Genomic DNA, 23,661 nt, shown 5'->3' on the forward strand with positions numbered 1-23,661 from the left:
ACAGGCCCTCAGCCGGCCAGCTCCCGCGCGACCGCGGCGCCGAGCCGGGCGTTGTGGCGCACCAGCGCGATGTTCGCGGTCAGGCTCTCCCCGCCGGTGATCTCCACGATCCGGCCCAGCAGGTACGGCGTGGCCTCCTTGCCGTGGATGCCCAGCTGGTCCATGTCGGCCAGGGCCTGGTCGATGATGCTGCCGATCTCCTCGACGGGGATCTCGTCCTCCGCCGGGATCGGGTTCGCGACGACCACGCCGCTGGTCAGGCCGAGGGTCCGCGCGGCGCGGGCGACGGCCGCGATCTCGGCGGCGCCGTCCACGCGCATCGGGGCGGCGTGCCCGCTGCTGCGGGAGAAGAACGAGGGGAACTCCGCGCTGCCCTCGACGAGCACCGGCACCCCGAGCGTCTCCAGGGTCTCCAGGGTCAGGCCGATGTCGAGGATGCTCTTCACGCCCGCGCTGATCACCGTGACCGGGGTCTGGCCCAGCTCGGTGAGGTCGGCGCTGATGTCGAAGGTCTGCTGAGCGCCGCGGTGCACCCCGCCGAGGCCACCGGTCACGAAGACCTCGATCCCGGCCAGCGCGGCCAGGCGCATCGTCGCCGCCACGGTGGTCGCGCCGTGCTCGGCGCGGGCCAGGACGTAGGGCAGGTCCCGCACGCTCACCTTGGTGACGTGCTCGTCGCGGGCGAGCAGCTCGAGCTGGTCGCGGTCCAGGCCGATGCACGGCCGGCCGTGGAGGACGGCGATGGTGGCCGGCACGGCGCCGTGCTCGCGGATGATCTCCTCGACCTCGATCGCCATCGCCACGTTCGCGGGGTACGGCATGCCGTGGCTGATGATCGTGCTCTCCAGCGCCACGACGGGCCGGCCGGCGGCGAGCGCCTCGGCGACCTCGTCGGCGAGGAGGAGGGAGGGGTGCGGGGTGGTCATCGGGCGGTTCTCCTGACGAGTCGATCGGTGAGGTCGGGTCGGACCGTGTGCGGGCTGGCGACGGTGAGCGCGGCGGCGGCGTGGCCGAAGGCGGCCGCCGCAGCGGCCTCCTCGCCGGCGAGCAGTGCATGGGCGAAGGCCCCGAGCATGGCGTCGCCGGCACCGGTGACGTCGACGACCTCGGTGGGCACCGTGGCCAGCTCGGTGCGGCCCTGCGCCGAGCTGAGCACGGAGCCGCGCTCGCCCAGGCGGACCCACACGTGCTGGACGCCGCGCCCGTGCAGCACGGCCACGGCGTCGTCGATCTCGCGGTCGGTGCCGACCGGCCGCCCGGTGAGCGCACCCAGCTCGTCGCGGTTGGGGGTCACGGCCAGCAGCGGCCGGTCCTCGCCGAGCAGGTGGGCGAGCGCCGCCGCCTTCGGCACGCTGACCGGCTCCAGGATCGTGGGGACGCCGGCCTCGGCGGCCAGGTCCAGGGCGTAGGCCAGCGTGGTGGGTGCGAGGTTGCCGTCGAGGACCAGCAGGCCGGCGACCGCGACCAGGTCACGGGCGCCGTCGAGGTCCGCGGGGGCGAGCTCATCGGTCGCTGCCATGTCCGCGACGGCCACGACCAGCTCCCCGTCGGCGTCCAGCACCGCGGTGTAGGTGCCGGTGGCGCGCGCGCTGCGGCGTACGTGCTGCACGTGGACGCCGGCGTCGGAGGTCGCGGCCAGCAGCTGGTCGCCCAGCGGGTCGGCGCCGACCGCGGCGACCAGGTGGGTGCGGGTGCCCAGCCGGGCCAGGTTCTCCGCGACGTTGCGGCCCACTCCCCCGGCCGACATCGACGCGGTGCCGGGGTTGCTGGTGGCGGTCACGGCGGCGCGGGTGCTGCGCGCCTTGACGTCCATGTTCGCGCCGCCGACCACGACGACGTGGCGCTGGTCGGCGAGCACGTAGCCGCGGCCGAGGATGACGCCCTTCTTGCCGAGGTTCGACAGGTGCACGTTCACGGCGGCCCGGGTGGTGCCGAGCGCCGCGGCGATCGCCTCCGACCCCAGCAGCGGGTCCCGGCGCAGCAGGGCGACGATCTGCTGCTCGCGGTCGGTGAGGCTCATGCTGAGCAGCCTAAGGCATCTTCATTCGAATAAGGGTGACATCTGCAAAAGTGGTCACCCGGGTGCGTCGTACGGTGGAATGTGGTGGCGCCCACAGGGGCACTGCTGGGAGCATCCGCCCTCGACCCACCACGGGAGAACCTTCGTGACGATCCTCCAGGACCAGACCCGCACCGGACCGGCCGCCCACCTGACCAGCGAGGACGTCGACCGGCTGGGCGCGGAGCTCGACCGGATCCGGCAGGACGTGATCGAGTCCCGCGGCGCGCGCGACGCGGCGTACATCCGACGGGTGATCGCCGTGCAGCGCCGCCTCGAGCTCGGTGGCCGGCTGGTGCTGGTGCTGGGCAGCCGGCGCAAGCCGACCTGGGTGCTGGGCACCTCGATGCTCGCCCTGGCCAAGATCCTGGACAACATGGAGATCGGCCACAACGTCCTGCACGGCCAGTGGGACTGGATGCGCGACCCCAAGATCCACTCGACCACCTGGGAGTGGGACCACGCCACGCCCCCGGCGCAGTGGCAGCGCGCGCACAACCAGCAGCACCACACCTACACGAACATCCTCGGCATGGACAACGACCTCGGCTACGGCATCATGCGCGTGGACGAGGGCCAGCCCTGGCAGCCCCGCTACCTCGTGCAGCCGCTGTGGAACTTCTTCAACGCCTGCATCTTCGAGTACGGCATCGCGCTCTACGACCTCGACTTCGGCGACAACCTGCGCGCCCGGATGACCTTCTCCGACAAGAAGAAGGCCGAGATGCGCACCACCGCCAAGCGCGCCGCGCGGCAGGCGGCCAAGGACTTCGTGATCCTGCCGCTGCTCTCGGGCCGCGGCTGGCGGGCGACACTGGCCGCCACGGCCACCGCGAACCTGACCCGCAACCTGTGGTCGCACTCGGTGATCATGTGCGGGCACTTCCCCGAGGGCGTCGAGGCCTTCGAGCAGGAGACCCTCGACCCCGACGAGTCCCGCGGGGAGTGGTACCTGCGCCAGATGCTCGGCTCGGCCAACGTCTCGGGCCCGCCGGTGATGCACCTGCTGACCGGCAACCTGTCCCACCAGATCGAGCACCACCTCTTCCCCGACCTGCCGTCCAACCGGTACGCCGAGGTCGCGGTCCACGTGCGCGAGCTCTTCGAGCGCTACGGCCTGACCTACAACGCCCGCCCGCTGCCCCAGCAGGTGGCCAGCGCCTGGCACAAGGTCGTCCGGCTCTCGCTGCCCAACGACTGGCTGAAGGAGACCAACCGCCGGACCTGGCGCGGCCAGGTCCGCAAGCTGCTGCGCGCCGAGCCCGCAGCCACCCCCGCCTGACCGGGCCCCGCCGCCCCGCCGCTCCGAGCCCTGGAGGGTCCGGCTAGCGTGACGACGTGAGTGCGCTCGACGAGGTCGTGGAGACCAGGCATCCGGTCCCCGGCATCATCCGCACCGCGAACGTCGCCGCCAAGACCCTGCTGGTCCTGATGCTGACGGTCGCCTTCGTCAGTCCCGAGCACCTGAACCTCGAGGACAAGGCCGCCACGGCCCGTGCCATCGGCTACCCGATCTTCGCGTTCACGGTCCCGGCGGTGTGGTGGTTCGCCTGGCGCGACCGCGCGTCGTTCCCGTGGCTCGCGGACCTGTTGGTGACGATCACCTGCTTCACCGACATCCTCGGCAACGGGATGGACCTCTACGACAAGATCGTCTGGTTCGACGACTGGATCCACTTCATGAACATCGGCCTGCTCGCCGGGGCCGTGCTGCTGCTGACCCTGCACCGCTCCGCCGGGTTCGGCGCCGCGCTGGAGCGGGCGCTCGCCTTCGGGATGACCGGCGCGGTGGCCTGGGAGCTGGCCGAGTACGTCGCGTTCGTCAGCCAGCACTCGGAGCGGTTCGAGGCCTACGCCGACACCCTGGGCGACCTCGCACTGGGCGGGCTGGGGGCGGTGCTCGCCGCGGTCGTCGTGCACGCGTCCTGGCGCAGCGGCCGGCTGCGCACCGTGGCGCCCCAGCTCGAGCACAGGCCCCCGGCGCCGCGCACCGTCGACGCCTCAGGCTGAGGCCCCGGCTAGGCTGGCCGCGGGAGCCGCGACCGGCCCCCCGGACGAGGGAGCCGTACCCGGCAGGCGACAAGACGGCCACGTGGAGGCAAGCGTGTCCTGGCTCATCCTGGTGCTCTCCGGTGCCCTCGAGGCCGTGTGGGCGATCGCGCTCGACCGGTCCGCCGGCTTCACCCGGCTGACGCCGTCCCTGGTGTTCCTGGTCGCGGTGGCTGCCAGCATGGCCGGCCTGGCGTTCGCGCTGCGCACCCTGCCGGTCGGGACGGCGTACGCCGTGTGGGTCGGCATCGGCGCCGCGCTGACAGTCGCCTACGGCATGGCCACCGGCACCGAGCCGGTCAGCCTGGTGAAGGTGCTGCTGCTCGTCGGCCTGGTCGGCTGCGTCGTGGGCCTCAAGCTGGCCCACTGAGCCGGCTCAGGCCTCGTCCAGCCAGGTGTGGGCGGCGGAGACCAGCGCATTCACGCCGATGCCCAGCGTCGGGTCGATGACCGGCGCGTACTGCGGTGAGTGGTTCGAGGGCAGGCCCGCGATCACCCGCCCCAGGTCCGCGCCGCCGACCCCGGCGAACAGCTGCGGGTCGGCGCCGCCCAGGATCCAGTAGACGCATCGGGCGCCCGCCTCGGTCGCGAGCAGGCCGACGTCCTCGCTGCCGGTCCCCGACCCCGGGTCCATCACGGTGATCTGGGGCAGGTCCCGGGCGAACCCCTCGCTCGTCGTCGCGCAGGCGTCCGGGTCGTTGACCACGGCGGGGTAGGTCTCGCCGGGCTCGATCTCCGGCGGCCGGGGCGCCCCGGAGGCCTCGGCCTCCGCCCCCACGATCCGGTGGATGGCGCGCAGCACCCGCTCGCGAACCCTCGGGTCGACGGTCCGGACGTTCAGCTGGAGCTGGGCCTGGTCGGGGATCACGTTGCCGGCACTGCCCGCGTGCATCGAGCCGACGGTCAGCACCGCGGTCTCCGTGCCGCCGACCTCGCGGGCGACGATGCCCTGGAGCCGGACCACGGTGGCGGCGGCCATCAGCACCGGGTCCACGGAGACCTCCGGGCGCGAGCCGTGCGCGCCGCGACCGTGCAGGGTGACGGTGAGCTGGTCCGAGGCGGCGAACGCGGGCGGGGTCCCGGGGCGGACGCCGAGGACGCCCGCGGGCAGCGGCGCGACGTGCTGGCCCAGGACGATGTCGGGCCGGGGAACCCGGTCGTAGAGCCCGTCGTCGACCAGCGCACGCGACCCCGCACCGATCTCCTCGGCCGGCTGGAAGACCGTGATCAGGGTGCCGGACCACGACTGCTCGCCGGCCAGCCGGGTGGCCGCGGCCAGCAGGCAGGTCGTGTGCATGTCGTGCCCACAGGCGTGCATCACAGGCACGGTGGTGCCGTCCGGACCGACGCCGGTGGCGGAGCTGGCGTACGGCAGCCCGGTCTCCTCGTGCACCGGCAGCGCGTCCATGTCGGCGCGCAGCAGCACGGTGGGCCCGCTGCCGCGCCGCAGGACGCCGACGACACCGGTGCGACCGATGCCGGTGATGACCTCGTAGCCCGCCCTGCCCAGTCCGTCGGCCGCGACCCGAGCTGTGCGCTCCTCCTGGAAGGCCAGCTCCGGGTGGGCGTGGAGGTCGCGGTAGAGCGCGGGCCAGTCGCCGTCCGGCGTCGTGGCGTCCTGGGGCCCGGTCACCGCCGGGCCACCGGGTGAGGAATGGTCGCGAGCTGCGCCTGCATGGGGTCTCCTGGGGTCGGCCCCTCGATCCTCACACCGGCCCGGCCCAGCGGCCTCCGCCGAACCGGGCGGTACCCCGCCGCCCGGTTCGGCGGTCTCAGATCAGGCGCAGGTGCCGCGCGAGCGCGAGCGCCTCGCTGCGGCGGGCCGCGCCGAGCTTGGCGTACAGGCTCGACACGTGGGTCTTCACGGTGCTCTCGGCCACGAACAGCTCCGCACCCATGTCGGCGTAGGTGCAGCCCCGGGCGAGCCCGGCGAGCACATCCTTCTCCCGGGCGGTCAGCAGCGGCATCGGCATCCCCCGGCCGGGGGCCGGACCGGGGGAGGCCGCGGGGGAGGGACTCGCCACCACCGGCCCGCAGTACTGGACGATGTCGGGCGCGACACCGACCGCCTCAGCCAGCTGGGTGAGCCACGGGGAGGTCTCGACGTCGGTGAGCCGGGTGAGCAGCAGCGCGACCGAGCGACCGTGCCGCAACCACCCGAGGAACGGGATGGCGTTGCGGCGCACCTGGGAGCCCTGGACGGCGACCCGCAGCAGCGCCAGGGCGCCCCCCTGGTCGTCGAGGCCCGCGAGGACCTGCGCCAGGCAGACCGTGGCAATCTCGGCGGCCGGCGGCTGGGTGCAGCGGCACTGGGCCATGGCGTGCTCGAAGCTGCGACGGGCCGCGTGCAGGTCGCCGGCTAGGTCGGCGGCGAACCCCTCGCCGAGCGACGCCTCGCCCTCGGCGCCCGCCGCCCGCAGCTCCTCGGTCGCCGCCCGCAGGGCGATCCCGTCCGAGGAGACGACCGCCAGCAGCAGGCGCAGGGTTAGCCAGCTGACGTGCAGGTGGTGGGGCAGCTGGGTGGCCGCGCTGGTCCCGAACTGCTCGGGCACCGGGAGCGGCCGCTCCAGGATGCCGACGGCCTCGGCCACGTCGCCGGAGCTCAGGGCCAGGGTCACGTCGCGCACGTCGCGCCAGAACAGCGCGCACAGGTCGGCCGGGTGGACCGGCGTCGCCTCGGGCTGCGGGGGTGCCAGGCGGGGCACCGCCGGCCACGGCGGCGCCGAGACCCCGGCCAGGAAGAGCGCCAGGCCGGTCCGGGCGCAGGTGAACTCCTCGTACCACCGATCGGGGTCGCCGAGCTGCGCGAAGGTGTCGGTGGCCATCTCCACCGCGGCCCGCTCCCGCCCGCGCATGTACTCGGTCAGGGCGAGGTGCGACATCGCCGCCACCTCCACTGATGGCAGCCGCCCGCTGCGGGCCAGGGCGACCGCGGTGCTGAAGTGCCGCTCGGCCTCGGCCAGGTTCCCCGTCCAGTTCAGCGTGATCGCCAGCTCGTGCAGGAGCAGGGGGATGTCCACGCGAGGCGCGTGCGGGTGGGACGACTCCAGCACCCGCCGGGCCTGGGCGACGGCGCCCCCGACCGGTTCGAGGCCGAGGCGGGCGCGCATCAGCCGCAGGCAGGCGAGCTGGACGCAGCTGGCCGGCTCGTGGATGTAGTCGCTGTCCAGCAGCACCTCCATCCAGTGCCGCGCGCCCGCGACGTCCCCCGCCACCCAGCGCTCGACGGTGACGGCGAACCAGGCGGCCGGCGTCCCGAGGACGGCCTCCGGATGCCGCTGGACGAACTCGACGATCTGGGCGCCCTCGCCGCGCATCGCCATCCCGACCCCGTTGGTCGCCAGCAGCCGTGCGGCCGCGGACGTCGCACCGACCGCGACGAGGCGGCAGAACGCGCCGTCGGTGCACCCGCGCAGGACGTCGAGCTGCACGGCGCGGGCCACCGACTCCCGCGCCCGCTCCACCAGCTCGCCGCCCCGGTCCAGCTCCTGGCCGGCGACCTGGCGCAGCAGCGGGTGCACGGCGTAGCGCGCCGGCCCGGCCGCGCCGGGGTCGTCGGGATCCGCGGGCACCCGGTGCACGAGCAGGCCGGTGGCCTCGAGCCCGGCGAGAGCCTCGGGCGCCCGTGGGTCCCGGGTCAGGTGCGCCGCGCTGTCGCCGGTGACGATGTCCTCGGCCGCCGTGCACAGCAGCAGGTGCCGCTCGGCGTCGGAGCGACCCTCGAAGACCTGCCCGGCGAGCGTCCGGACCGCCTTGACGCTGGCGGTCAGGCAGTCGCCGGGCCCGGGCTCGGGGTCAAGAGCAGCCGCGCGGGCGGCCAGCCCGAGGGCACCCGGCCAGCCTTGGGTGCCGGCCACGATCGTGTCGGTGGTGCGGGCGTCCAGCTCCGGCGCATGGGCGCGGACCAGCGCCTCCGCCTCGGTCCGACTCATCCGCAGGATCTCGCCGCCGAGCCCGGTGAAGTGGCCCAGGAGCTGGGGCGAGAGCAGGTCGAGGGGAAGCGGCCAGCGGGAGAGCAGCAGCAGCCGGAGCCGCTCCGGCTCCTCGTGCAGCCGCCCCGAGATCAGTGCGAGCGCCTCGTGACCCAGGCGGTGGGCATCGTCGATGACGACCAGCCGCGGCCTCGTCGCTCCCCCGCCGGCCGCGCCTCGCGCACCGTCGAGCAGGGTCCGGAGCCCCGGCCCGGCGTCGGACGCGGCGTGGAACCAGGAGAAGCTGAGGTCCACGCGCCGCCGCAGCCACCCGCTGACGCCGAGGGTCTTCCCGCTCCCGGTGGGGCCGGTCAGCACCGTCACCGGACAGGAGTCGGCCCGGTCCAGGGCCTGCCAGAGACCGGGCCGGGCGACGTACCCGGCCGGGAGCGAGGGAGGCGGATTCGGTCGGCTGACGGCGGCCGCCTGCGCGTGGCCGTTCCGGGGGGTGGGCTGCAACGCTGCGGAATCCATGTGCGCGCCTTTCCGGGGGAATCGGAAAAGGTCGGCCAGCACCACGCGGGCACTCCGAAGGAGCGTCCGAGCACCACCCGCCGAGTCGGGTAGACCACTGCCGTGACCGGCAGATCTACTCTCCGTGGTACGCCTGCGGACGTGCGCTGTCAACGATTTCGCCGACTCGGTCGCCGCTCGTCTCCGCCGTTCCGGGGGTCCGGGCCCGGCCGTCGGACAACCGCTCAGTCCACCCAGATGAGCGCGAGGAGGAATCCGGTGAGCGGAATCAGCCACAGCAGCAGCGTCGCGACGACGTCCGCCGCGCGCAGGGTGCGCCGCTCCAGGGTGGGGACGGTCATGGGCGGCACCTCCGGATGCGTCGCGGCCGGCGGTGCCAGGTCAGCCCAGGCATCTGCTCGGGATCATCTGCTGGGGTTGAGCACGGCGAAGTCGTCGTCCAGCTGGACGGTGACGTCGTTGCCGTTGTCGAGGGTGACCTCGACCTCGTAGGCGTACGGATCGTCCCCGTCGCCCTTCTCCACCTCGGTCACGCGGCCCTCTCCGACGTCCTCGAGCGCCGCGTCGGAGGCCTGCCTCCGCTCGTCGCTGGTCAGCTCGTCGTCGTCCCCGCAGGCCGCGGTGCACAGCAGCGCCACCACGAGCCCCGCGCTCGCGACCGCGTTCGACAGACGCTTCATGGGACCCCCCGAGACTGGCTGGCCTCAATACTCCCGCTGGCCCACCCGTCCGGGCTCCCCCGAAAGGGTCCGGGTTCGCCGGGCGTCGGTCAGGACCGCTGGTCGGCTCCGGGCGCGAGAGCGGCGAGCCCGTCGAGGATCCTGGCCAGCCCGAAATCCCAGGCCAGCGCCGGGTCGGCCACGCCGCCCATCGCCTCTCCCGCGGCGGCGCCGACGCGGCGTGCCAGCGGGTAGTCCTCGCCCAGGTAGACGCCGAGCCGCGGCCCCCATTCCGGCCAGTGCTCGGCCAGCTCGCCGGCCCGGGGGTCGGGGCGGAGCGCCCGGGCGGAGGACCGGACGAAGTCCAGCACGAAGGTGATGGCCGCGTCCCAGGTGGCGGGCGGCAGGCCGAGCGGGGCCAGCGCGTCGAGCTCGTGGTCGTACTTGGCGATCGTCCCGGGCCCGAGCGCCGTACGGTCGTCCGCCACGTCCGGCAGCCACGGGTGGGCCCGGAGCAGGTCGAGGTTCGCCTCGGCCATCCCTCGGACCCGCGCCCGCCAGTCCAGGCCGCGCCACGACGGCTGGTCGATGCGCGCGTGCGCCGCGTCGGCCATGAGGACCAACAGGTCGTCGCGGCTGTTGACGTGGGTGTAGACCGACATCGTCGAGACCTCGAGCTCGGCCGCGAGCCGGCGCACCGTGACCGCAGCCAGTCCGTCGGCATCGGCCAGCCGCACGGCGGCGTCGACCACCGCTCCGGTCGAGATCCGGGACCGAGGGCCGCGGCGTCCCCCCGCCGGAGCGGCCGGGTGGTCGCGCCACAGCAGGTCGATCAGCGGGCGCGGCACGGAATCTCCATGGCGGAACCTTCCCATAACGCTGTACGTTGTACGGCGTACGCTGTTTCTGGTCGAGAAGAGGATGCCCATGAAGGCCACGTCCGCCGCCATCTCCCTCAACGTCCCCGACGTCGGGGCCTCCGCCCGCTTCGCCACCGGCCACCTGGGGTTCACCGAGGCGATGGCCGCCGACGGCTTCGTCTCGCTGGAGCACCCCACCGCCGGGGTCAACGTGATCTTCCTGCGCACCGGGCTGACCACCTTCAAGCCGCAGGAGATCGCCGGCACCGCCGGCCAGGGCACCCTGCTCGTCCTGGTCGTCGACGACCTGGACGCCGAGTTCGAGCGGATCTGCGCCGCCGGCGCCCGGGTCGTCACCCCACCGGAGACCGAGCCCTGGGGCGAGCGGTACTGCCAGTTCGCCGACGACAACGGCCTGGTCTGGCAGCTGGTGCAGTGGGTGACCACGCCCCAGTGACCGGCCGGCGGCTCACGCGGCGCGTTGCAGGACGACGATGCCGAGCACGATCACGCCGGCCGCCACCAGCTTCCGCGCCCCGGCGTCCTCGCGTAGGACGACGATACCGATGAGGGTCGCGAAGACGATGCTGGTCTCCCGCAGTGCCGCGGCGACGGCCAGCGGTCCCAGCGTCTGCGCCCAGATCATCAGGGCGTACGACGCGGCGCTCAGGCCGCCGACCACCACCGCGCGGGCCCAGCGTCCCTCGCGGCGGATGGCGGCGAGGCTCGTGGCGCCGGTGGCCACCATGATGGCGGGGGCCAGGATCCCCTGCCCGATGGCCAGGTAGCCGATGAAGGCCGGGACCGAGGCGGCGGCCCGCACCCCCAGGCCGTCCACGACCGTGTAGCTGGCGATCGTCAGGCCCACGAGGAGCGCACCGCCCACGCTGCGCGCGCCGACCCGGCCGGTGTCGATCCGGGCGCCCGCGACGAGGACGATGCCCAGGATGACGATGCCGAGGCCGAGGACCGCACCGGCCGAGAGGCGGTCACGGGCGACGACCGGGGCGGCGATCGCGATCAACACCGGGGAGAGGCCCCGGGAGAGCGGATAGAGCTGGGAGAACTGCGCCAGCCTGTTCAACCGCGTCAGCGCGACGATGTACCCCGCGTGCAGCGCCACCGACGCCGCCAGGAACGGGACGGCGTGACCGCCGACCGCCGGCTCGATCGCGACGAGCACCACGCCGACCACCACGGAGATCGCCGACATGCAGGAGAAGCCGATCGCCTGATCGGGGAATCGGTAGGCGAGGGCGGACCAGGTCGCGTGCAGCACGGCGGACAGCAGCGCCAGCGCCGTGAAGAGCAGGGTCATTGGAGGGCCCGGCCAGCACCGGCCTCGACAACCGACTTCCCCACCATCGCAGCAATGTACCACTTGGTACGTCGCGGCCCCAGTGCTCCACGGCCCGGGGCACCCTCAAATCGGAGGCGCCCCCCGCCGGAGCGTGGATAGCCTGCCGCCCATGAGCACCGCTCCGTGGGCCGCCGTCGGCCCGTACCAGCCTGTTCGGCACCGCCGCGCCTGACGGCGCGGCCAGTCGGCACCGCCGCGCCTGACGGCGCGGCGAGTCGGCACCGCCGCGCCTGACGGCGCGGCTGTTCCTGATCGCGCCGTCTTCCGAATGACCCCCGCGCCCGGAAGCGCGTTCGGCGTGCCCGCCTGCGTCCCGGGCGCTCCAGTGCGATCGATGGAGCCCTCGCGTGAATCCCCGTTCCTCCCATGGCGGTCGCCATGAGCTCGGCCAGAACTTCCTTCGTCACCAGCCCACCGTCGACCTGATCGTCGATCTCGTGGCCCGGACCAGCGGGTCGATCCTGGAGATCGGCGCCGGCGACGGCGCGCTCACCGTCCCCCTCGCGGGCCTCGGACGGGATCTGCTGGCCATCGACGTCGACGAGCACCAGGTGCGCAGGCTCGCGCGCCGACTGCCCCACGTCGCCGTGCAGCGGCGCGACGTGCTCAGCACCGATCTCAGCACCCCGGTGATCGTGGGCAACATCCCGTTCCACCTCACCACCCCGGTCCTGCGCCGGCTGCTCGCGGCGCGGGGCTGGGCCTCGGCGATCCTGCTGCTCCAGTGGGAGGTGGCCCGCAAGCGCGCCGGCGTCGGTGGCGCCACCATGATGACCGCGCAGCACTGGCCCTGGTTCACCTTCGAGCTGCGCGCGCGGGTGCCGGCGGAGCGCTTCTGGCCGGTGCCGAGCGTGGACGGCGGCCTGCTCCTGGTGACCCGCCGGGACCAGCCGCTCGTGCCGACCGGCGAGCGTGGCGGGTACCAGGATCTCGTGCGTGCGGTCTTCACCGGCCCCGGCAGCGGGATCGCCGGGATCCTCCGCCGCCTGCACCCGGACCTGCCGACCGACGAGCTCCTGGTGGCCGCCGCCGTCGACCGCCAGGCGCTGCCGCGGAACCTCACCGCGGAGCAGTGGTCGAGCCTCTGGGTCGCGATCAGGAGCGCGGCCCGCCGCCCGACGCGTCGTACCGGCTCCCGGCGACGTCGGCCGGGCTGACGCGGAGACCGACGCGAACGGGCCCCGGGACCGAGGCGGTCCCGGGGCCCGGCGCTCAGGGTCGAGCGCGAAGCGGCGCGGTCAGCAGGTCTCGACCGGGGTCGCCTCGGTGATGCGGTACTCCGAGCGGGCGTCGAGGAGCAGCGGGATCAGCGGCTGGTCCTCCTGCGCCATCGTCACGTAGGCGCCCTGCGCGTTGTTGCGCCAGGTGATGCCGTGCAGGCGCAGGTTGTCGGCGACGGCCTGCCGCTGCTCGACGGTGAGCTGGTAGCCGCACATCGGCTCCGGCTCCACCTCCGAGGCCTCGGTGGGCAGGACGTTGTCCTGACCGGCGAAGTAGACGACGCCGCTGCGAGTGGCCCCCTCCTCGGTGGCCCGCTCGGCCGCCGCGGCGGTCTCGCGCACCAGGGTGCCGCGGTTCTCGAGGGTGAAGTGCGCGCTTCCGACCGCACTGAGGTAGTTGACCTCGACGCGGCGCCGGTTCAGCAGCGACTCGTCGGCCTCCTCCTCGGCGTTCAGCGGCTCGTTGGCGGTCTCGCTGAGCATCCCCGCGACGTGCTGGAGCCCGGCGTAGTTGCGCAGGATCCGGCCCTGCTCGTCACCGGCGACCTGGCGGAACGGCTCGCCGTCCTTGACGTAGATGCCGTACTCGCCCGAGGTGTAGCCCGAGGCCTCCACCTGGCCACCGGAGTAGTCCTCGCTCATGGTCCTGGCCAGGTCGTGGACGACCCGGTCGACCTGGCGGTTGCGGGGCCACAGCTGCAGCAGGTCCGTGCGGTAGTACGGGTTGGGGCCGTACTCGTGGAGGTCGTTGAGGACGTCGGGCTTCCAGTCGCGGATCACCTTGACCACGGCCCTGGCCTCGGGCGACTGCAGGGCCATGTAGTCGCGGTTGACGTCGAGCCCCTGGGCGTTCTCACGGGTGTTGGCGACCCAGCCGTCGGGGTTGAGGTTGATGAACAGCACCGTGGTGTCGCGCAGCAGCCGGCGCCACGCGGGGTCGGTGGTGGTCGACATGTCCCGGGCCAGCCGCATGCACGCCTCGCGGCCGGAGTTCTCGTCACCGTGGACCGAGCAGGTGTACATCAGCACCGAGCCGTCCGCGGCAGCGGACTGGGGGTCCGGGGCCGGGTCGCCGACGGCCACCAGCTGGAGCGGGCGGCCCTGGACGCTGCGCCCGACAGTGGTCACCCGGACCCGGTCGCTGCTGGCGTCGAGCTGACGCCAGAACCGCTGGGACTCGGGCACCGTCGTCCAGCGCGCGCCGTTCGACTCCTCGAACGGCGTCCGCAGCGGGCTGGGCGCCGCCTGGAGGGTCTCGGGCATCTCCGAGCCGCCGCCCGGGGTGGCCTGGCCGGGGGCCGGGCTGGCGCCCCAGAGCCCGGCGGCGGCCGCGGCGGAGGCGGTGAGCGTGGCGACCGCGACGGAGAGTCGCCGGCGGGTGCGGGGGAGGCGGGACCGTGGCTGGGTTGAAGCGGGTGGCGTCATGACGCTCCTCGAGAATGCGCCGCGCCCCGGCCCCATGCTGTTCGTCCGAGTCACAGCGGATGGATGGTGGCACCCACCATGCTCGGCGCGGACCGGCCTGGCAAGAGGTCCCGGAAGCGCGACGTCCAGCGCAGCCCGCGCTACTGCTCCCCGCCGGACGGGTCGAGCGACGGGCCGCGGGTGCGCGAGTGATGACGACGGGCCTTCATCCGGTTGCCGCAGGTCGACATGGAGCACCAGCGGGCGGTGTTCCCCTTGGTGTGATCGATGAGGAACAGCCGGCACTCGTCGTTGCCGCAGGCTCGCAGCCGACCCGGCCGGCGGGAGGCGAGGGCCGCCCACGCGATCACCGCTCGGGCCGCCGGCAGCCGGGGGGCGGGTCCGTGCAGCTCCCAGCGCAGCCCGTCCTGCGTCAGCGGCAGCGGTCGCTGCACGACTCCGCTGAGCGCGTCGTCGAGGCCGGCGGGGACGAGCCCGGCGCGTACGGCGTCCTGCAGCTGGTCCCGCACCTCACGCAGCACCCGGATCTCGGCGCCGGTCCCCCGCCCGCCGAGGTCGCGCGCGAGCGTCGAGGCGTAGTCCTCGTCGTCGAGGAGGTCCACCGGCCCGTCGCCAGTCACCGGGGTGGAGTTCAGCAGGGCGAGCAGTGCCTGTTCGTCCGCGTCCACGACCCTCCTCCCCCCTAACCATCAAACCGACCTTGACAGGTTACAGCATCGCCTGCTCTGCTGTTCTAACCAGCAACCAGACTTTAAGGGGTTAGACATGACACGGACACAGACTCACCACCGGTACGCCGAGGTCGCCGGGCGGCAGCTCTTCTACCGGGAGGCCGGCTCGCCGGACGCCCCGACCATCGTGCTGCTCCACGGCTTCCCGACCAGCTCGTTCATGTTCCGCAACCTGATCCCCGAGCTCGCGGACCGCTTCCACGTGCTCGCGCCCGACCACGTCGGGTTCGGGCTCTCGGACGCCCCGCCCGTCAGCGAGTTCGACTACACATTCGATGCACTGACCGAGATGACGTCGCGCCTGCTCGCGACGCTGGGGGTCGACCGGTACGCGATCTACGTGCAGGACTACGGCGCACCGATCGGGTGGCGCCTGGCCCTGCAGGACCCGTCGCGGATCTGGGCCATCGTCTCCCAGAGCGGCAACGGGTACGAGGAGGGCTTCGTCGAGGAGTTCTGGCAGGGGCTCTGGGACTACGCCAGAGACCCCGGGCCGCGGACCGAGGCTGCGGTGCGCCCGGCACTCGGCCTCGAGATGATCAGGTGGCAGTACCTGCACGGCGTACCGGACCCCAGCGTGGTCAGTCCCGACACCTGGCTCCACGACGCCGGTCGGCTCTCGCGTCCGGGCAACGACCTCGCCCAGCTGGCGCTCTTCCGGGACTACGCGAACAACCGCGAGCTCTATCCCGCCCTGCACGACTACCTGCGCAGCTCGCGCGTCCCGGTCCTCGCGGTCTGGGGTCGCCACGACGAGATCTTCGGACCGGCCGGCGCCCAGGCGTTCCGCCGCGACGCCCACGAGCCGGAGATCCACCTCCTCGACGGCGGCCACTTCCTCCTCGAGAGCGCCCTCGACGAGACCGCGGCGCTGATGGTCGCCTTCCTCGACCGGGCCTCGCGCCCCCGGGCGCGGGACCGGGTGGGCGGGCCCGCGTCGGTCTGATCGTCCCCCGCCGGGGCGAGCGCGGCCCCAGACTGCCGCTGCGCACGCCCCGGCGGGCCACCCGGTTCTGGGACAGCGGCGGGTCCGCCGGGGCTGATCACCGGCCGGATGCTCGCCGAAGTACTGAGGCAAGGCGCCGACGTCGGGCTCGTCCACGCTCAGCCGCGGTCGCGGACCGCCAGCTGGTTCAGCACTTCGGCGCCGGGTGCCGCCAGGTCACTAGTCTGCGAACGTGCCGCTTCGCGCCTGCACGGACCCGGCCGCCTTCGACTGGCTACGCCACTCGAGGGCCGAGCCCGAGCGCCTGATCACCTGGGGGCCGGACGGGTTCGAGGCCTACGCGCGAGTCCGGTTCATTCCGGACCCGACTCCGGCGACGCCCGCTGAGGCCGATGTCGTCCTGGCGGACGACCACCCACCGGATCTGGTGCAGGTCGGGCGGGTCCTTCGCCACCTCGCGGCGTACACCGAGTCGCCCGAGGAGTGCTTCTTCTGCGTCTGGGACGGCTACTCCGATCTCGACCTGTCCCGATTCTCCGACCGCAGCCGCGTTCGCCTTCGAGACCGCGGCTTCGTGATCCTGCAGGGCTCGTTGACCGACTTCGACACCTGGACGGAGTGCCTCGGTGGTGACGCCGCATGGCCGCCGGCGTTCGTGTGGCCCGCCGACCGGCGCTGGTGTGTCACCAAGGACGTCGATCCGCACTGGGCCGCCGTCGGCGGCAGCGCCGCGGCTGTCCGGTCGGTCGTCGAGGACGAACGACTCGACGCGATCAGGGCCGATCCGTCGGAGCCGGTGCCGGCGTTCCGCTGACGCGAGACCTCGCCGTCGATGAGTCCGAGCCGCGGGCGCGGTCGACCAGGCGAGGGCCACGCACGAGGGACGGGGACGCGGATGGCGGTGCTCGACGACATCCGACCCCTGGGGTCGCAGCTGGAGCGCTCCTACGAGGTGTACGTGCGGGGCCGGCTGAAGTTCCGGGTCGGCCAGCTCGTCTACGTCGCCTTCTCCATCGACAAGCGCACGATGGGCTTCGCCTTCCCCCGCGAGGAGCGGGCAGCGCTCGTCGCGAGCGAACCGGAGAAGTTCGCGATGCCATCCACGTCGGACCTGCGCTTCCACTGGGTGCACGCCGACCTGGCGGCGCTCGATCGAGCCGAGGCCCGCGAGCTCGTCGTCGACGCCTGGCGCATGGTCGTCCCCCAGAAGCTGTCCCGTGCCTACGACCTCGCTCATCCGATGGGCCCCGGCTGAGGGGTGACGTTTCGCCCGCCGCGCGCTACGCCGCCGACGGCCACACAGGCCCGTCCGGGTGACCCAGCACCAGTGCCACCGCGACGCCATCGCGGGTGGTCTACGCCGGCCTCTGATCGCTCGCTGCCCCGCCGATAGGCACTTCAGGCTTCCGCACCTCCACCATGCCCGATCGCCAGCAGACAGAGAGACCACGTGCTCCCCAAGAAGACCATCGTCGGCGCCATCGCCGCCGCCCTGGGCGCTGCCGCCCTCACCGTCCCAGCGGCGACCGCCGCCCCCGCACAGATCTCGTGTGCGAGCCCGCTGCTGGGCGAAGCAGCGCCCGCGGCCGACATCGCCGAGGACGCGCCGAAGAAGTTCGCCAAGGCAGCGACGGTCAACGGCGAGCGCCCGGCCGCATTCTCCGATGTCGCCGATGACGAGACGCTCTGGCTCGACCAGTGCGGCATGGCCTTCTACGTCGACCCAGCCCCCGAGACGCCCGAGGTCGCTTCGGCCTACCAGGAGGCGCCCGCTGACGTCTTGTCGTTGCAGTCGCTGCCCGGTGCACCGGTGACGATCTACCTCGACTTCACCGGCGGCAAGGTCACCGGAACCGGGTGGAACGACACCTACGGACCGATCTCGGCCGAGCCGTTCTCGATCACCGCGCCGGCGTCGACCTCCTTCGATGCCAGCGAGCGTCAGGCGATCTTCGACACCTGGCAGGTCGTCGCCGAGGACTACGCCCCGTTCGAGGTCAACGTCACCACCGCCGACCTCGGAGCCGCAGCGATCGAGCGCACGAACTTCTCCGACACCACGTACGGCACCCGGGTCCTCTTCGCGGCCAACACCCCGATGTCCGGCGTGTGCGGGTGCGCCGGACAGGCCTACCTCGGCATCTTCGACCGGGCCGGTGCGGACCGCGCCCGGTACCAGCCGGCGTTCGTCTACCCCGAGACCCTCGGGCGCAACGGGCACGCCATGGGCGACGCCGCCTCACACGAGATCGGCCACAACCTCCGACTCGAGCACGACGGCACCGCCACCCAGGACTACTTGGGCGCCGGAGATGAGGCAACGTGGGCCCCGATCATGGGCGCCGGCTACGGCGCGCAGTTCAGCCAGTGGTCTCAGGGCGAGTACCCCGAGGCCAACAACCCGCAGGACGACACCGCGATCGTGGCCTGGAGCATTCCTGTGCGCGAGGACGACCACGCCGGCTCCACGACCGACGCAGCCACGCTGGTCAAGGGCAGGCCGCAGCAGGGAGTCATCACGTCGCGCTCCGACACCGACGCGTTCACCTTCACCGCCCGCGGCACCACGACGCTGCGGGTCACCCCGTCGACCTACACCAACCTGCACGCCGGGATCACCATCCTCGACGCGAGCGGTGACGAGGTCGACTCCGTCTCCATCACCCCGGCCGTCGGCTTCGTCATGGATCCCCTGTCCGACCCCTTCGGTGTCCCGCCGACCACCTGGGACGTCGACCTGCCGATGGAGCCGGCCAGCTACACCGCGATCGTCGACGGCATCGGGCACCTCGACCCCATCGCGGCGCGCACCTTCAGCGACTACGGATCCATCGGCGCCTACGACATCGACCTCGACACCGGGAACCCGGTGCCGGACCCCCTCCAGGTGTCCCGCGGTGCCGACCTCACCTTGTGGAACGACGAGTGGCTCGACGACGAACCGCTCGTCACGACCACCGGCGGCACCCGCCCGTACCTGTGGACCTCTCCGGACATCCCCGAGGGCCTCGGCATCGACCACGAGACGGGCCTGCTCAGTGGGTCGCTGACCGACCGGCAGCCGAGGACCGGCCGGTTCACCGTCGCCGTCACCGACGCACGGGCCGCCAGGCCGAGACCGTCGTGGACTTCACCGTCCGGGCCCCCGGGCCGTTCACCATCACGCCCGACGAGGTCTCCTTCGTCGCCGGCCAGTTCGGCTCCGTGCGCCTGAGCGTCACCGGACTGCGCCACGACCCCATCCACTGGTTCACCCGGCAGGACTGGCTGCCCGCGGGCCTGACCCTCTCCGACGACGGCGTGATCAGCGGCACCCCGACCCAGGACGGGGCGTGGGCCGTCCCGATCGAGGCCTACGACGACACCAATTACTTCGTCCAGACCATCGACATCAAGGTCGCCCACGCCCCGGCCGCCCCCTCCGCCTCCCGATTCGCTTTCGCCTCCGGCTCGAAGCCGAGCCACAAGACCAAGCAGGGCAAGTCCTTCAAGGCCGCGCTGCGAGTCACCGGTGGCTCCCCGGCCTACCGCTGGGCGGTGACCTCGGCACCGAAGGGGCTGAAGGCAGTCCCCCGCGGGAGCACCCTGACGATCAAGGGCAAGGCGAAGAAGCCGGGCACCTTCCGGATCCGCGTCCGGGTCACCGACGCCGCCGGGCGCACGATCTCGCGCACCCTCACGGTGAAGGTCACGAAGGCGAAGAAGGCCCCGCCGCGACGGCGCTGAGCCTGACCGGTGCGCCTTCCTCGTTCACGCCGGATCGAGGAGGGCGCACCCCCTGTCTGCGCATTCGACCCAGGGATTTTCAGTTCGGCAGGCTGTCGGCAGCAGTCGCGCGTCAGTGCGCCATGTCCACGAACCGGCTGTAGTGACCCTGGAACGCGACGGTGAGGTCCCGGGTGGGGCCGTTGCGGTGCTTGGCGACGATCAGGTCGGCCTCGCCGGGGCGGGTCGACTCCTTCTCGTAGACGTCGTCGCGGTGCAGCAGGATCACCATGTCGGCGTCCTGCTCGATCGAGCCGGACTCACGCAGGTCGCTGACCATGGGGCGCTTGTCGGCGCGCTGCTCGGAGCCACGGTTCAGCTGGGAGAGCGCGATCACCGGGACCTCGAGCTCCTTGGCGAGCAGCTTGATCTGGCGGGAGAACTCCGAGACCTCGAGCTGGCGGGACTCGACCTTCTTGCCCGACGTCATCAGCTGGAGGTAGTCGATGACGACCAGGCGCAGGTCGTGGCGCTGACGCAGCCGCCGCGCCTTGGCCCGGATCTCCATCATCGTCATGTTCGGGGAGTCGTCGATGAACATCGGCGCCGAGGAGACCTCGCCCATCTTGCGGGCGAGCTTGACCCAGTCGTCGTCGGTCATGTTGCCGTTGCGGATGTGGTTCAGCGGGACCTTTGCCTCGGCAGAGAGCAGCCGCATCGTGATCTCCGCGCGCGTCATCTCCAGGCTGAAGAAGACGCTGGCCAGGTTGTTGTGGATCGAGGCCGCCCGGCAGAAGTCCAGCGCCAGCGTGGACTTGCCCATGGCCGGACGCGCCGCGACGATGATCATCTGTCCCGAGTGCAGCCCGTTGGTCAGCTCGTCGAGGTCGGCGAACCCGGTCGGCACGCCGTAGATGCCGGCCTCCCGGTTGCCGATCGCCTCGATCTCGTCGAGGACGCCGGTCATGATGTCGCTCAGCGGGGCGTAGTCCTCGCCGGAGCGCTTGTCGGCGATCTTGTAGACCTCGGCCTGCGCCTGGTCCACGATGTCGTCGACCTGGCCCTCCCCGGCGTACCCGATCTGGACGATCCGGGTGCCGGCGTCGACGAGCCGGCGCAGGATCGCCTTCTCCCGCACGATCTCGGCGTAGTAGCCGGCATTGGCCGCGATCGGGACGTTCGCCGAGAGCGTGTGCAGGTACGGCGCGCCGCCGATCCGCTGGAGCTCGCCCCGGCGCTGGAGCTCGGCGGCGACCGTGACCATGTCGACGGGCTCGCCGCGGCCGTACAGGTCGATGATCGCGTCGAAGATCGTCTCGTGCGAGGGCCGGTAGAAGTCGCCGCCTCGGACCGCCTCGGAGACGTCGGCGATCGCGTCCTTGGAGATCAGCATCGCGCCGAGCACCGACTGCTCGGCGGCCATGTCCTGGGGCGGGGTCCGGTCACCGGGCCTGCTGGGCCGCTCGCCGGGAGCGTACGGCGCGGGGCCGTCGCCCCACTCCTCGAACGGCGGGTCGGGTAGAGCGTGGTCATCCTGCTCGGTGACGCTCACCCTGACTCCTCCACGTTCACGAACCCGCCTGCTCCGGCGCCCACGACGCTAGGGACCTCCACCGACAGCGGCCCCGGCCCGACACCGGAAATGCCTCCGGTGGGGCGTGATCGGGGACCGACAACGCCCGCACGCTACGGCCCCGCGGGGGCTCGGCGACACCGGCCTGTCCACAGGGCCTGTGGATAACCGGGGACAGCCCGTGGACGACACGCGAAACACTGTGCACAGACTGGGGAGGGGCCTGTGGACAACCAGCGTCACAGCGGGGCCAACCGCCCTCTGACCTGCGGAAACGATGCCGAGTCGATGTGGACGGAAAATAGTTCGGGCGTGTCGCGGTAGACACGCCGAATCCGCGGCGTCATGTCGACATAGCGTCCCCGATCCGCACTTCCCCACAGGTTTTCCACCGCTTGTAGAGCACCCGTCCCGGCCCGTCAATCCCCCACCCTGACCATTCCCGGGTAGTCCGGCGGCGGGCCCGGCCTTCTAGGATCCGCCCCATGCGTCGCAGCCAGGACCGGGAGATCCTGCGGCTGGCGATCCCGGCCTTCCTCGCCCTGGTCGCCGAACCGCTCTTCCTCCTCTCCGACGCCGCGATCGTCGGGCACCTCGGCACCCGCGAGCTCGCCGGCCTGGGCGTGGCCGCGGTGGTGCTGCAGACCGTCGTCGGCCTGTGCGTGTTCCTCGCCTACGGCACGACGGCCAGCGTCGCCCGGCGCCTCGGCGCCGGGGACCTGCGCGGTGCCCTCGCCCAGGGCATCGACGGCATCTGGCTCGCCGTCGGGATCGGCACGGTCGCCACCGTCCTCGGCGTCCTACTCAGCCGGCCGCTGGTCGTCGCCCTGGGGGCCGGGGCGGACGTGACCGACCACGCGGAGACCTACCTGCGGATCGGCTTCCTCGGCACGGTGCCGCTGCTGATCATGATGGCCGCCACCGGCGTGCTGCGCGGCCTCCAGGACACCCGCACCCCGTTGCTCGTCGCTGTGGGCGGGAACGGCCTCAACATCGTGCTGAACCTGCTGCTCGTCCACGGGGTCGCGGGGTTCGACGGGTGGGGGCTGCCCGGCTCCGCGATCGGCTCGGTGCTCGCCCAGGTCGCGAGCGCCGCGGCCCTGCTCGCGGTGGTCGTCCGCGGGGCCCGCCGTCAGGGCGCCCCGCTGCGGCCCGACCTGCCGGGCATCCGGCTGGCGGCCCGGGCCGCTGTCGCGCTGGTCGTGCGCACGCTGACCCTGCGCGCCGCCCTGCTCGTCACGACGTACGCCGTGACGGCGGGCGTCGCGGACCGCGCCGAGGACGGCGCGGTCCCGATCGCGACCCACCAGCTCGCGCTGACGCTGTGGACGTTCCTGGCCTTCGTCCTCGACGCGATCGCCATCGCCGCGCAGGCCATCACCGGCCGCGCGCTCGGAGCCGGCGACGTGCCGGGGACCCGGGCGCTCACCCGACGGATGGTGCAGTGGGGTGCGGGCAGCGGGATCGTGACGGGCCTGCTGCTGGCGGCCGCCAGCCCGCTCCTGGGGAGGCTGTTCACCGGCGACGACGCGGTGGTCGACGCGCTGGTGCCGGTGCTGCTGGTGGCCGCGGTGGCGCAGCCGGTCGCCGGGATCGTCTTCGTCCTCGACGGCGTGCTCATCGGGGCCGGCGACGGCGTCTACCTCGCCTGGGGCGGGGTGGCGACCCTGGTCGTCTACGCCCCGGTCGTGCTGGTGCTCGCCCACCTCGGGGCCGGCCTGGTGGCGGTCTGGGTGGCGTTCGCCGGCTGCTTCATGGGCGCCCGGCTCGTCGTGCTCGCGCACCGGGCGCGCGGGGACGCCTGGCTGGTCACCGGCGCCGAGCGGGTCCGGTAGCCACGGACGGCGGCAGCACCGACGCCGACGGGGCCGCCCCTCGATGAGGGACGGCCCCGTCGGGGCACCGCTAGGGGTCGAGCGTCAGGCCGGGATGACGTTGAGCGCCACCGTGGCGGAGACGTCCTCGTGCAGCCGGACCGAGACCTCGTGCGAGCCGAGCGCCTTGATCGGGTTCTTGACCGCGATCGTGCGCTTGTCGACCTGCTCGCCGGACGCCTCGGAGAGGGCACCGGCGATCTCGGCGACCGTGACGGCGCCGAAGAGGCGGCCGCCAGCACCCGAGCGCACCTTCACGCTGACGGGCTGGGCCTCGAGCTTGGTCTTGATCTCGGCCGCGTGGGCGTGGTCGCGCACCGAGCGCGAGGCGCGGGCGGACTTGATGGACTCGACGGTCTTCTCGGCGCCGCGGGTCCAGCGGATCGCGACACCGCGGGGAACGAGGTAGTTGCGGCCGTAGCCGTCCTTCACCTCGACGATGTCGCCGGGGCCACCGAGGCCGGTGACCTCCTGGGTCAGGATGAGCTTCATCTTCTGGGCTCCTCTCAGCGACCGGTGGAGGTGTAGGGCAGCAGGGCGACCTCGCGGGCGTTCTTGACCGCCGTGGCGACGTCGCGCTGGTGCTGGACGCAGTTGCCGGTCACCCGACGCGCGCGGATCTTGCCGCGGTCGGAGATGAACTTGCGGAGCAGCGTGGTGTCCTTGTAGTCGACACCGGTCGCCTTCTCCTTGCAGAACTGGCAAACCTTCTTCTTGGGCTTGCGAATCACTGCCTTGGCCATTGTGGTGCTTCC

23 protein-coding genes and 1 riboswitch are annotated in these 23,661 nt (G+C 72.7%); of the genes, 11 read left to right on the forward strand and 12 right to left on the reverse strand.

What is annotated here, in order from left to right; translation table 11 throughout:
* Nucleotides 1-8: 8 nt before the first annotated feature.
* Together EBO35_RS18965 and EBO35_RS18970 are read right to left on the reverse strand one after the other, a co-directional pair.
* Nucleotides 9-926: a pseudouridine-5'-phosphate glycosidase gene (locus EBO35_RS18965; RefSeq protein WP_122819112.1), complete on the reverse strand. Its 918-nt coding sequence runs from the start codon at nucleotides 924-926 to the stop codon at nucleotides 9-11.
* Nucleotides 923-2,020: a PfkB family carbohydrate kinase gene (locus EBO35_RS18970; protein ID WP_122819113.1), complete on the reverse strand. Its 1,098-nt coding sequence runs from the start codon at nucleotides 2,018-2,020 to the stop codon at nucleotides 923-925. Before EBO35_RS18970 ends, EBO35_RS18965 begins: the two co-directional genes overlap by 4 nt.
* Nucleotides 2,021-2,165: 145 nt before the next feature.
* Between EBO35_RS18970 and EBO35_RS18975 the strand changes: the two genes are divergently transcribed.
* The 3 genes from EBO35_RS18975 to EBO35_RS18985 all read left to right on the forward strand — a co-directional run bounded on the left by EBO35_RS18975 (nucleotide 2,166) and on the right by EBO35_RS18985 (nucleotide 4,478).
* Entirely contained in the window at nucleotides 2,166-3,341 is a 1,176-nt protein-coding gene (locus EBO35_RS18975; RefSeq protein ID WP_122819114.1) for a fatty acid desaturase family protein, read from the forward strand.
* Nucleotides 3,342-3,397: 56 nt separating this feature from the next.
* On the forward strand, nucleotides 3,398-4,069 hold the full coding sequence (locus EBO35_RS18980; RefSeq protein WP_122819115.1) for a hypothetical protein: 672 nt from the start codon (nucleotides 3,398-3,400) through the stop codon (nucleotides 4,067-4,069).
* A 20-nt stretch (nucleotides 4,070-4,089) separates the two neighbouring features.
* Nucleotides 4,090-4,153: riboswitch (guanidine-III (ykkC-III) riboswitch) on the forward strand.
* 10 nt (nucleotides 4,154-4,163) lie between these two features.
* On the forward strand, nucleotides 4,164-4,478 hold the full coding sequence (locus EBO35_RS18985) for a DMT family transporter (protein ID WP_122819116.1): 315 nt from the start codon (nucleotides 4,164-4,166) through the stop codon (nucleotides 4,476-4,478).
* Between the two features lie 6 nt (nucleotides 4,479-4,484).
* On the opposite strand, the gene EBO35_RS18990 is transcribed toward EBO35_RS18985, so the two are convergent.
* The 4 genes from EBO35_RS18990 to EBO35_RS19005 all read right to left on the reverse strand — a co-directional run bounded on the left by EBO35_RS18990 (nucleotide 4,485) and on the right by EBO35_RS19005 (nucleotide 10,060).
* Nucleotides 4,485-5,741 carry an amidohydrolase gene (locus EBO35_RS18990; RefSeq protein ID WP_122819117.1) on the reverse strand — a complete coding sequence of 419 codons (1,257 nt, stop codon included), beginning with the start codon at nucleotides 5,739-5,741 and terminating at the stop codon, nucleotides 4,485-4,487.
* Between the two features lie 139 nt (nucleotides 5,742-5,880).
* Nucleotides 5,881-8,403, reverse strand: coding sequence for a LuxR family transcriptional regulator (locus EBO35_RS20110; RefSeq protein WP_164478049.1), 2,523 nt, complete (start codon nucleotides 8,401-8,403; stop codon nucleotides 5,881-5,883).
* 554 nt (nucleotides 8,404-8,957) lie between these two features.
* A complete protein-coding gene (locus EBO35_RS19000; protein ID WP_122819119.1) occupies nucleotides 8,958-9,233 on the reverse strand; it encodes a PepSY domain-containing protein in 276 nt (91 codons plus the stop codon).
* A gap of 89 nt (nucleotides 9,234-9,322) precedes the next feature.
* Complete coding sequence (locus tag EBO35_RS19005; RefSeq protein WP_122819120.1) at nucleotides 9,323-10,060, reverse strand: TetR/AcrR family transcriptional regulator; 738 nt, start codon at nucleotides 10,058-10,060, stop codon at nucleotides 9,323-9,325.
* Between the two features lie 79 nt (nucleotides 10,061-10,139).
* On the opposite strand from EBO35_RS19005, the gene EBO35_RS19010 reads away from it, so the two are divergent.
* Nucleotides 10,140-10,529 (forward strand): VOC family protein, encoded by a 390-nt coding sequence (locus EBO35_RS19010; protein WP_122819121.1) that lies wholly within the window; start codon nucleotides 10,140-10,142, stop codon nucleotides 10,527-10,529.
* A 12-nt stretch (nucleotides 10,530-10,541) separates the two neighbouring features.
* Here EBO35_RS19010 and EBO35_RS19015 read toward each other — a convergent pair whose 3' ends face one another.
* A complete protein-coding gene (locus EBO35_RS19015) occupies nucleotides 10,542-11,390 on the reverse strand; it encodes a DMT family transporter (RefSeq protein WP_122819122.1) in 849 nt (282 codons plus the stop codon).
* A 389-nt stretch (nucleotides 11,391-11,779) separates the two neighbouring features.
* Between EBO35_RS19015 and erm the strand changes: the two genes are divergently transcribed.
* A complete protein-coding gene (gene erm / locus EBO35_RS19020; protein WP_122819123.1) occupies nucleotides 11,780-12,589 on the forward strand; it encodes a 23S ribosomal RNA methyltransferase Erm in 810 nt (269 codons plus the stop codon).
* Nucleotides 12,590-12,670: 81 nt separating this feature from the next.
* On the opposite strand, the gene EBO35_RS19025 is transcribed toward erm, so the two are convergent.
* Nucleotides 12,671-14,077 (reverse strand): M14 family zinc carboxypeptidase, encoded by a 1,407-nt coding sequence (locus tag EBO35_RS19025; RefSeq protein WP_122819124.1) that lies wholly within the window; start codon nucleotides 14,075-14,077, stop codon nucleotides 12,671-12,673.
* 140 nt (nucleotides 14,078-14,217) lie between these two features.
* Nucleotides 14,218-14,745 carry a CGNR zinc finger domain-containing protein gene (locus tag EBO35_RS19030; protein WP_122819125.1) on the reverse strand — a complete coding sequence of 176 codons (528 nt, stop codon included), beginning with the start codon at nucleotides 14,743-14,745 and terminating at the stop codon, nucleotides 14,218-14,220.
* A gap of 97 nt (nucleotides 14,746-14,842) precedes the next feature.
* Between EBO35_RS19030 and EBO35_RS19035 the strand changes: the two genes are divergently transcribed.
* From EBO35_RS19035 to EBO35_RS19655, 5 genes are all read left to right on the forward strand, one after another.
* The gene (locus EBO35_RS19035; protein ID WP_122819126.1) at nucleotides 14,843-15,754 is read left to right on the forward strand and encodes an alpha/beta fold hydrolase; all 912 of its coding nucleotides are present in this window, start codon (nucleotides 14,843-14,845) and stop codon (nucleotides 15,752-15,754) included.
* 232 nt (nucleotides 15,755-15,986) lie between these two features.
* Entirely contained in the window at nucleotides 15,987-16,568 is a 582-nt protein-coding gene (locus tag EBO35_RS19040; protein WP_122819127.1) for a hypothetical protein, read from the forward strand.
* Nucleotides 16,569-16,649: 81 nt separating this feature from the next.
* Nucleotides 16,650-17,009, forward strand: a complete 360-nt coding sequence (locus tag EBO35_RS19045) for an MmcQ/YjbR family DNA-binding protein (protein WP_122819128.1) — start codon at nucleotides 16,650-16,652, stop codon at nucleotides 17,007-17,009.
* 195 nt (nucleotides 17,010-17,204) lie between these two features.
* Nucleotides 17,205-18,968, forward strand: coding sequence for a putative Ig domain-containing protein (locus EBO35_RS19050; RefSeq protein ID WP_122819129.1), 1,764 nt, complete (start codon nucleotides 17,205-17,207; stop codon nucleotides 18,966-18,968).
* Complete coding sequence (locus EBO35_RS19655) at nucleotides 18,878-19,480, forward strand: Ig domain-containing protein (protein WP_164478050.1); 603 nt, start codon at nucleotides 18,878-18,880, stop codon at nucleotides 19,478-19,480. The genes EBO35_RS19050 and EBO35_RS19655 overlap by 91 nt, the downstream gene beginning before the upstream one ends.
* Nucleotides 19,481-19,592: 112 nt before the next feature.
* Here the strand turns inward: EBO35_RS19655 and dnaB are convergent, their stop codons facing one another.
* A complete protein-coding gene (gene dnaB / locus EBO35_RS19060; protein ID WP_122819130.1) occupies nucleotides 19,593-21,011 on the reverse strand; it encodes a replicative DNA helicase in 1,419 nt (472 codons plus the stop codon).
* A gap of 506 nt (nucleotides 21,012-21,517) precedes the next feature.
* On the opposite strand from dnaB, the gene EBO35_RS19065 reads away from it, so the two are divergent.
* Nucleotides 21,518-22,867, forward strand: coding sequence for an MATE family efflux transporter (locus EBO35_RS19065; RefSeq protein WP_122819131.1), 1,350 nt, complete (start codon nucleotides 21,518-21,520; stop codon nucleotides 22,865-22,867).
* 84 nt (nucleotides 22,868-22,951) lie between these two features.
* Here the strand turns inward: EBO35_RS19065 and rplI are convergent, their stop codons facing one another.
* The gene (rplI, locus tag EBO35_RS19070) at nucleotides 22,952-23,398 is read right to left on the reverse strand and encodes a 50S ribosomal protein L9 (protein ID WP_122819132.1); all 447 of its coding nucleotides are present in this window, start codon (nucleotides 23,396-23,398) and stop codon (nucleotides 22,952-22,954) included.
* Between the two features lie 14 nt (nucleotides 23,399-23,412).
* Nucleotides 23,413-23,649, reverse strand: a complete 237-nt coding sequence (rpsR, locus tag EBO35_RS19075) for a 30S ribosomal protein S18 (RefSeq protein WP_056865083.1) — start codon at nucleotides 23,647-23,649, stop codon at nucleotides 23,413-23,415.
* Between the last annotated feature and the right edge of the window lie 12 nt (nucleotides 23,650-23,661).

It is taken from the genome of Nocardioides pantholopis (assembly GCF_003710085.1).
In the GTDB taxonomy this organism is placed as follows: Bacteria; Actinomycetota; Actinomycetes; order Propionibacteriales; family Nocardioidaceae; genus Nocardioides; species Nocardioides pantholopis.